The sequence below is a fragment of the Streptomyces sp. PT12 genome (assembly GCF_003311645.1).
In the GTDB taxonomy this organism is placed as follows: Bacteria; Actinomycetota; Actinomycetes; order Streptomycetales; family Streptomycetaceae; genus Streptomyces.
Genome location: NZ_QEST01000209.1, coordinates 1 through 9,765, shown reverse-complemented (window position 1 = coordinate 9,765; position 9,765 = coordinate 1). Strand labels below are relative to the sequence as shown.

General features: G+C 73.9%; 1 protein-coding gene. It reads left to right on the top strand.

What is annotated here, in order from left to right; translation table 11 throughout:
- Positions 1-188 precede the first annotated feature (188 nt).
- On the top strand, positions 189-9,765 hold a 9,577-nt coding region (locus tag DEH69_RS22940), incomplete at its 3' end, for a type I polyketide synthase (protein ID WP_113688898.1).

Here is a 9,765-nt window from a genome sequence, read left to right as displayed (position 1 = left end):
ATCTGCGGGAGCGGGTCCGGTTCGATGAGGCGATCCGGGGCTGGCTGGGCCAGGGTGCCGGTGCGTTTGTGGAGGTGAGCGCGCATCCGGTGCTGACTGTGGGGGTTAGTGAGACGGCGGAGGCTGCCGGGATGGTTGCGGTGGTGGTGGGTTCGTTGCGGCGTGGTGAGGGTGGCGCGCAGCGGTGGGTGACGGCGTTGGCGGAGGCGTGGGTGCGGGGCGTCGGCGTGGACTGGTCCCCGTTGCTGCCAGCGGCTGGCAGTCGGGCCGCCCGCGAGCTGGCCACCGAACTCCCCACCTACCCCTTCCAACGCCAGCGCTACTGGCTGCGCGATCAGTATCGGGGCGATTTCGCCGACGCCGCCGGGCTCGGCCTGGCCAGCGCCGACCATCCGCTGCTCGGCGCCGCCATCGGTCTCGCCCATGTCGACGACGGGCGGGACGGCGACGCGTTCGTTCTCACCGGCCGGCTCTCGCTGCGCACCCACCCCTGGCTGGCCGACCACGCGGTCGCCGGCACGGTGCTGCTGCCCGGAACCGCCTTTGTGGAACTGGCCGTTCGGGCCGGGGACCAGGTGGGCTGCGAGCAGCTGGAGGAGCTGACGCTTGAGGCCCCGCTGGTGCTGTCGGCGGACGGCGCGGTGCGCCTGCAGGCCACTGTCGGCCGGGCCGACGCCGAGGGTCGGCGCACCGTCGCCGTCTACTCCCGCGCCGAGAGCGCGGACGACGACCCGCTGGGCGACGCCGACGGCTGGACCCGGCATGCGAGCGGGCTGCTCGCCCTGGGCGCCGCCTCGGCGACGGCCCCGGACGATGACCTGCTGGCCTGGCCGCCGTCGGGCGCCACCCCGCTGGACGTGACGGACTACTACGCTCGGGCCGCCGTCTCCGGCTATGGGTATGGCCCGGCGTTCCAGGGGCTGCGCGCCGCCTGGCGCTCGGGCGACGAGCTCTATGCGGAGGTGGCGCTGCCCGAGGAACAGCGCCAGGACGCGGGCCGGTTCGGTCTGCACCCCGCGCTGCTGGACGCCGCCCTGCACGCCGTCGGCCTCAGCCACCACGCCGCCGACGACAACCGGCCCCGGCTGCCCTTCTCCTGGACCGGGGTGACGCTGCACGCCACCGGCGCGACCCAACTGCGCGTGCGGCTCTCCCTGTCGGGCGCCGACGCGCTGGCGCTGACCGCCGTGGACGGATCAGGTGCGCCGGTCGTCTCGGCGCGTTCGCTGATCACCAGGCCCGTCTCGCCAGGCCAGCTGGAGCGGCCAAGGGGCGCCTACGCCGATTCGCTGTTCCGCATCGACTGGGCGCCGGTGCCCACCACCGCCGACGCCCGCACTCCCGACGCCCGCACCGCCGACCCCGGCGGCTGGGCCCTCGTCGGCGACCACCGGATCCTGCCCCGTGCCGCCCACCACCCGGACATCGCCGCGCTGCGCGCCGCCCTGGACGCCGGGGCGCCCCTGCCCACCGCCGTGGTCTACCCCGTCGGTGCCGGGGACGAGGTGAGGGCCGTGCTCGGCGGGGTGTTGGGGGAGATCCGCGCCTGGCTGGCCGATGACCGACTCGCCGGAACCCCGCTGGTCGTGGTCGTCCGGGGCGCCGCCTCCGGCGCCGATCCGGCGGCCGGCGCCGTCTGCGGGCTGGTCCGCTCGGCGCAGAGCGAGCACCCGGACCGTTTCATCCTGATCGACCTCGACGACGTCGACGCTGTGGGCGGCTTGGAGACCGCGCTGACCGAGGCGATCGCCCTCGGCCTGTCCGGCGCCGAACCGCAGATCGCCGTCCGCGACGGCCGGTTGACGGTGCCCAGAATGGCGCGCGCCGACTCGAGCGAGGCGCTGGTGGAGCCGGTCGGCGACGGGCCCTGGCGCGTCGACACCGCAGCGCCCGGCACCCTGGAGAGCCTGACGCTGGTCCCGCATCCGGCGGCCGCCGAGCCCCTGACGGATGGTCAGGTCAGGATCGCGGTCCGGACCGCCGGGCTGAACTTCCGCGATGTGCTGCTGGCCCTGGGGGTGTACCCGGACCCGGCGCTGATGGGCACCGAGGGCGCCGGCGTGGTCGTCGAGACCGGCCCCGGGGTGACCGAACTCGCCCCGGGCGACCGGGTGATGGGCCTGCTGTCCGGCGGCCTGGCACCGCTGGCGGTGGCCGACCAGCGGGTGCTGGCACGCGTTCCCGACGCGCTGACCTGGGAGCAGGCAGCGGCCATCCCGGTCGCGTTCTCCACCGCCTACTACGGCCTGGTGGACCTCGGCCGGCTGGCCGCGGGGGAGCGGGTGCTGATCCATGCGGCGGCCGGCGGCGTCGGCATGGCCGCCGTGCGGCTGGCCCGGCACCTCGGTGCCGAGATCTTCGCCACCGCCAGCGAGGGCAAATGGGACACCCTGCGCGCGCTGGGCCTGGACGACGATCACATCGCCTCCTCGCGCACCCTCGCCTTCGAGGAGGCGTTCCGTGCCGCCAGCGGCGGACGCGGCGTGGATGTGGTGCTCAACTCGCTCACCGAGGAGTTTGTCGACGCCTCCCTGCGGCTGCTCTCCCCCGGCGGCCGGTTCGTCGAGATGGGCAAGGCCGACCTGCGGGACCCGGCCTCCATCGCGGAGGCACACCCCGGCGTCGGCTATCGGGCGTTCGACCTGATGGAGGCCGGGTACGACCGGCTGCGGGATGTGCTGGCCACCCTGGTCGGGCTGTTCGAGGACGGCACCCTCGCCCCGCTGCCCACCGTCAGCTGGGATGTGCGGCGTGCCGTCGACGCGTTCCGCCATATGAGCCAGGCCAAGCACATCGGCAAGATCGTGCTCACCCTGCCCAGGGCCATCGAGCCCGCCGGCACGGTGCTGGTCACCGGCGGCACGGGCACGCTCGGCGGTCTGGTCGCCCGCCATCTGGCGGCCCACCACGGCGTCCGGCACCTGCTGTTGACCAGCCGGCGCGGCCCCGATGCCCCGGGCGCCGCCGAACTCCGTGACGAGCTGGCCGAGTCGGGCGCCGAGGCGGAGATCGTCGGCTGCGATGTCGCCGACCGCGCCGCGCTGGCCGAGCTGCTCGCCGGGATCCCGGCCGACCGTCCGCTGACCGCCGTGGTGCACACCGCCGGCGTGCTCGACGACGGGCTGATCGACGCGCTGACCGACGAGCAGCTGGACCGGGTGCTGCGCCCCAAGGTCGACGCGGCCTGGAATCTGCACGAACTGACCCGCGACGCCGACCTGTCCGCCTTTGTGCTGTTCTCCTCGTCCTCCGGCGTGTTTGGCGGCCCGGGGCAGGCCAACTACGCGGCCGCCAACGCCGCGTTGGACGCGCTGGCCCAGCACCGCGTCGCCGCCGGGCTGCCCGCCGTCTCCCTGGCGTGGGGCCTGTGGGGCGAGGCCAGCGGAATGACGGGACATCTCGGCCGGGAGGACAGGGCGCGGATGGCGCGCAGCGGCGTCGTCCCGTTCTCCAACGAGCAGGGCCTCGGCATGTTCGACGCGGCCCTGGCGCTCCCCGAGTCGCTGGTGCTGCCGATGCGGCTCGACCTGTCCGCGCTGCGCACCCAAGCCGGCAGCGGAGCGCTGCCCGCGTTCCTGCGCGGACTGGTCCGCGCCCCGGCCCGCAGGGCGGCGGCCGACGCCTCGGCCGCCGACGACTCCTCGCTGGTCAGCCGGCTGATGGCGCTGCCGGAGAACCGGCGCGAGCAGGCGTTGGCCGATCTGGTCAGGGGCCATGTGTCGGTCGTCCTCGGTCATGCCGGCGCGGACGCCATCGAGGCCACCAAGGGCTTCAAGGATCTGGGCATCGACTCGCTGATCGCGGTCGAGCTGCGCAACCGCCTCAACGCGGCCACCGGGCTGCGGCTGCCGGCCACCATTGTCTTCGACTACCCGACGCCGGCCGCGCTCGCGACCTTCCTCCGCGCCGAACTGCTGGACTCCGCCGCCGTAAAGCTGGCCGCAGCGCCCGTCCCGGCCCGGGCGGCGACGGCCGGGGTCAACGAGCCGATCGCCATCGTCGGCATGGCCTGCCGCTACCCCGGCGATGTCCGCTCGCCCGAGGACCTGTGGCGGCTGGTCACCGAGGGCGGCGACGCCATCACCGAGATCCCCGCCTGGCGCGACTGGGACGCGCAGAACTTCTACCACCCCGACCCCGAGCACCCGGGGACCAGCTATGTCCGCAACGGCGGATTCCTGAACGACGCCGACCAGTTCGACGCCGAACTCTTCGGGATCTCGCCCCGCGAGGCGCTGGCCATGGACCCGCAGCAGCGACTGCTCCTGGAAACCTCCTGGGAGGTCTTCGAACGGGCCGGCATCAACATCGACGCGCTGCGCGGCAGCAGGACCGGTGTCTTCGCCGGACTGGTCGCCCAGCAGTACGCTGGCCGCGTCCAGGACGTGCCCGTGGAACTCCAGGGCTATGTGGGCACGGGCAACACCGGCAGCGTCGGCTCGGGCCGTGTCTCCTACACCTTCGGCCTGGAGGGCCCGGCGGTCTCCGTCGACACCGCCTGCTCCTCCTCGCTGGTCGCCCTCCACCTCGCCGTGCAGGCGCTGCGCTCCGGCGAATGCGATCTCGCTCTCGCCGGCGGCGTTACCGTGATGGCCGAGCCCGGCCTCTTCGTCGAGTTCAGCCGGCAGCGCGGTCTGGCCGCCGACGGCCGCTGCAAGGCGTTCGCCGCCGGCGCCGACGGCTTCGGCCCGGCCGAGGGCGTCGGCCTGATCCTGGTCGAACGGCTCTCGGACGCGCGCCGCAACGGGCACCGGGTGCTGGCCGTCGTCAGGGGCTCGGCCGTCAACCAGGACGGCGCGTCCAACGGGCTCACCGCGCCCAACGGTCCCTCCCAACAGCGGGTCATCCGGGCCGCGTTGGCCAATGCCGGGCTCGCCACCGACGAGGTGGACGCCGTGGAGGCCCATGGCACCGGCACCCCGCTGGGCGACCCCATCGAGGCGCAGGCCCTGATGGCCACCTACGGCCAGGGCCGCGACGAGAGCCGGCCGCTGCTGCTGGGCTCGGTGAAGTCCAATATCGGCCACTCGCAGGCCGCCGCCGGCATCGCCGGGGTTATCAAGATGGTGATGGCCATGCGTGCCGGCGAACTGCCCAGGACCCTGCACGTGGACGAGCCGTCCGCGCATATCGACTGGACCGCTGGCGCCGTCGAACTGCTCACCGAGGCCAGGCCCTGGCCCCGCGCCGACGCGCTCCGCCGGGCCGGCGTCTCCTCGTTTGGCATCAGCGGCACCAACGCCCATGTGCTGCTGGAACAGGCCCCCGACGAGACGCCCGCCGTCGCCGAGGACGCGCCGCTTCCCGCCGTCACCCCGCTGCCGCTGTCGGCGCGCTCGGGCGCCGCGCTGCGCGCCCAGGCCGACCGGCTGCGGGAGTTCGCCGAGGCCGCGCCCGAGGTGGCGCCGCACCGGATCGCCGGCTCCCTGGTCGCCACCCGCGCCCTGCTGGAACACCGTGCCCTGCTGGTCGCCGGCGACCGGGAGGAGACCCTGACCGGACTGGCCGCCCTGGCGTCCGGCGCCCCCGCGCCCGGCGTGGTCACCGGACAGGTCATCCCCGGCGGCTCCCGCGCCGTCTTCGTCTTCCCAGGCCAGGGCTCCCAGTGGGTCGGCATGGCCACCGAACTCCGCGCCGGATCAACGGCGTTCCGCGAGTCCCTGGAGTCCTGCCGGGACGCGCTGGCGCCTTTTGTCGACTGGGACTTCGACGCGGCGCTCGACGACGAGGAACTCCTCGCCCGGGTCGATGTGGTGCAGCCCGTGCTCTGGGCCATGATGGTCTCCCTCGCCGCCGTCTGGCGCGCCCACGGAGTGGAGCCCGACGCGGTCGTCGGCCACTCCCAGGGCGAGATCGCCGCCGCCGTGGTCGCTGGCGCCCTGTCCCTGACGGACGGCGCCCGGGTGGTCGCCCTGCGCTCGCGCGCCATCCGCGCCCTCGCCGGCAAGGGCGGCATGGTCTCCGTGCCGCTGCCTGCCGACGCGCTCGACCTGCCCGACGGGGTCTCCGTCGCCGCCGTCAACGGCCCCAACTCCGTGGTGGTCGCGGGCGATCCCGAGGGCCTGGAGACCGTGCTGGCGAAGGTCGAACGCGCCCGCCGGGTCGCCGTCGACTACGCCTCGCACTCCGCCCATGTGGAGTCACTGCGCGACGAACTCCTCGACGTGCTGGCCCCGATCAGCCCCCGCAGCGGCGAGATCCCGTTCTACTCGGCGCTCACCGGCGGACTTCTCGACACCGCCGGGCTCGACGCCCAGTACTGGTACGACAACCTGCGTAACACTGTGCGGTTCGAGGACGCCACCCGCGCGCTGCTCGCCGACGGCCTCAACACCTTTGTCGAGACCTCCGCCCACCCCGTGCTGGGCGTGGCGCTCCGCGAGACTGTGGAGTCCGCCGGCGCCGGCGCCACCGTGGTCGGCACCCTCCGCCGCGACGAGGGCGGCCTGCCGCGCCTGCTGCTCTCCCTGGGCGAGGCGTTTGTCACCGGGCTCCCCGTCGACTGGCACCTCGAAGCCCAGCAACTCGACCTGCCCACCTACCCGTTCCAGCGCGAACGGTACTGGCTGGACGCGCCGACGGCGCCCGCGGGCGAGGTCGACGAACAGTTCTGGACCGCCGTGGAACGCGGCGATCTCGGCCTGGACGAGGACGCGTTGCGCACCCTCAGCAGCTGGCGCGAGAACACCAGGCAGCGCACCGTCGTCGACTCCTGGCGCTACCGGATCGACTGGAAGCCGCTGACCACTTCGGCCGTCGGCACCCTCGGCGGCACCTGGGCGCTGATCGGCGCGGACGACGAGACCACCGCGGCCTGGACCGAACGGCTGACCGCCGCCGGCGCCACCGTGGTCCCCGCCACCGCCGACACCCTGCCCGAGGGCCCGATCAGCGGAGTGCTGTCGCTCTTCGGCTCCACCGCCACCACCGTCTCCCTCGTCCAGGCGATGGAACGGGCCGGCCTGGACGCCCAGTTGTGGCTCGTCACCCGGGGCGCCGTGCGGGGCGCCACCGATCTCGACCAGGCCCAGGTCTGGGGCCTCGGCCGAGTCGTCGGGCTGGAGTACCCGGACCGCTGGGGCGGGCTGCTCGATGTGCCGGCCGAACTCGGCGAAGCCGACTGGACCAAGGTGCTCGCCGCGCTCGCCGGGATCGACCAGGAAGACCAACTCGCCATCCAAGACGGGCAGTTGTTGGCCCGCCGGATGGCCCGCGACCCGCTCGGCGGACGGATCGCGAAGACCCCGTGGCGCCCGCGCGGCACCGTGCTGATCACCGGCGGCACCGGCGCGCTCGGCGGCCATGTCGCCCGCTGGCTGGCCCGCGAGGGCGCCGAGCATCTGGTGCTCACCAGCCGACGCGGCACCGAAGCCCCCGGCGCGGCCGAACTCACCGCGGAACTTGAGGAGTTGGGCGCCCGGGTGACCATCGCCGCCTGCGATGTCGCCGACCGCGAAGCGCTCGCCGCCCTCCTCGAAGGGCTCGACATCGCCGCCGTGGTGCACACCGCCGGCGTGGCACCCACCGCCCCGCTCGCCGACACCACGCCCGACGAGTTCGACGCCATCGTCGCCCCCAAGATCACCGGCACCCGCAACCTGCACGAACTGCTCCCCGACGACCTCGAAGCCTTTGTGCTGTTCTCGTCCAACGCGGGCGTCTGGGGCAGCGGCGGACAGGGCGCCTATGCCGCCGCCAACGCCTATCTGGACGCGTTCGCCGAATGGCGCCGCGCCCAGGGCCTGCGCGCCACCTCCGTGGCCTGGGGCGCCTGGTACGGCAGCGGACTCGCCGCCGTCGGCGACGCCGCCGAGGAGCTGGCCCGCCGGGGCGTTCCCGCCATGGCGCCCGACCTGGCCATCCTGGCCCTGCACCAGGCGCTCGACCACGACGAGACCTTTGTCGCCGTCGCCGACGTGGACTGGCAGGTGTTCACCCCCACCTTCACCGTGGCGCGGCGCCGCCCGCTGATCGAGGACCTGCCCGAGGTCGCCGCGCTGCTCGCCGGCACCGACACCACCGACGAGCCCCGGTCCGAGCTGGCCCGCAGGATCGCTGGCCGCACCCCGGACGAGCAGCGCCGCGAGGTGCTGGAGATCGTCCGCGCCCAGGCCGCCGCCGTCCTCGGACACGCCACCGCCGACGCCGTCGAACCGGCCCGCGCCTTCAAGGACTTCGGCTTCGACTCGCTCACCGCCGTCGAACTGCGCAACCGGCTCAACGAGGTCACCGGCGTCCAGCTGTCCACCACCATCGTCTTCGACCACCCCAACCCGACCGCCCTCACCGAGCACATCCTGGAACAGCTCCTCGGCCGAAGCGCCTCGGCCAGCGCCGAGAACGCGCCCGTCCCGGCGACCTTCCTCGCCGATGACGAGCCCATCGCCATCGTCGGCATGGCCTGCCGCTACCCGGGCGGGGTGCGGTCCCCGGAGGACCTGTGGCGGCTGGTCGCCGAGGGCGGCGACGCCGTCTCCGGCTTCCCCACCGACCGGGGCTGGGACATCGAACGCCTCTACCACCCGGATCCCGACCACCCCGGCACCACCTACTCGACCGCCGGCGGCTTCGTTCCCGACGCCACCGAGTTCGACGCCGAGTTCTTCGGGATCTCGCCTCGCGAGGCGCTGGCCATGGACCCGCAGCAGCGGCTGCTCCTGGAAACCTCCTGGGAGGTCTTCGAACGGGCCGGCATCAATCCGGCCACCCTGCGCGGCAGCACCACCGGTGTCTTCGTCGGCGGCGCCAGCACCGGCTACGGCACCCAGTCGCAGTCAGCGGCGCACGGCGTCGAGGGCTACACCCTCACCGGCGGCCTCACCAGCGTGATCTCCGGCCGAGTCGCCTACACCTTCGGCCTGGAGGGCCCGGCCGTCACCGTCGACACCGCCTGCTCCTCCTCGTTGGTGGCACTCCACCAGGCCGCCCAGGCGCTCCGCCTCGGCGAATGCGATATGGCGCTCACCGGCGGCGTCACCGTGATGTCCACGCCGCGCGCCATCACCGAGTTCAGCCGGCAGCGCGGACTGGCGACCGACGGCCGCTGCAAGGCGTTCTCCGCCGAGGCCGACGGCATGGGCTGGGCCGAGGGCGTCGGCGTCCTGCTGGTTGAGCGGCTGTCGGACGCGCGCCGCAACGGGCACCGGGTGCTGGCCGTGGTCAAGGGCTCGGCCGTCAACCAGGACGGCGCGTCCAACGGGCTCACCGCGCCCAATGGTCCCTCCCAACAGCGCGTCATCCGGACCGCGTTGGCCAGCGCCGGGCTCGGCACGGACGATATCGACGCGGTGGAGGCGCATGGCACGGGCACCCCGCTCGGTGACCCGATCGAGGCGCAGGCGTTGATGGCGACCTATGGTCAGGGCCGGGACGCGGACCGTCCGCTGTGGCTGGGCTCGGTGAAGTCCAATATCGGACATGCGGCGGCCGCCGCCGGCGTGGCCGGCGTCATCAAGACGGTGCTGGCCATGCGGCACGGGGTGCTGCCCAAGACCCTGCATGTCGAGGAGCCGTCCCCGCATATCGACTGGGCCGCGGGCGCCGTCGAGCTGCTGACCGAGGCCAGGCCCTGGCCCGAGACCGGCGCTCCTCGCCGGGCCGGCGTCTCCTCCTTCGGCATCAGCGGCACCAACGCCCACATCATCCTGGAGGAGGCCCCGCAGGAGGATTCGACGCCGGAGCCCGTTGCCGAGGTGATGCCTCCGGCGGTCCCGTGGGCGTTTTCGGGGCGTTCGGATGTGGGGTTGCGGGCGTTGGCGGGTCGGT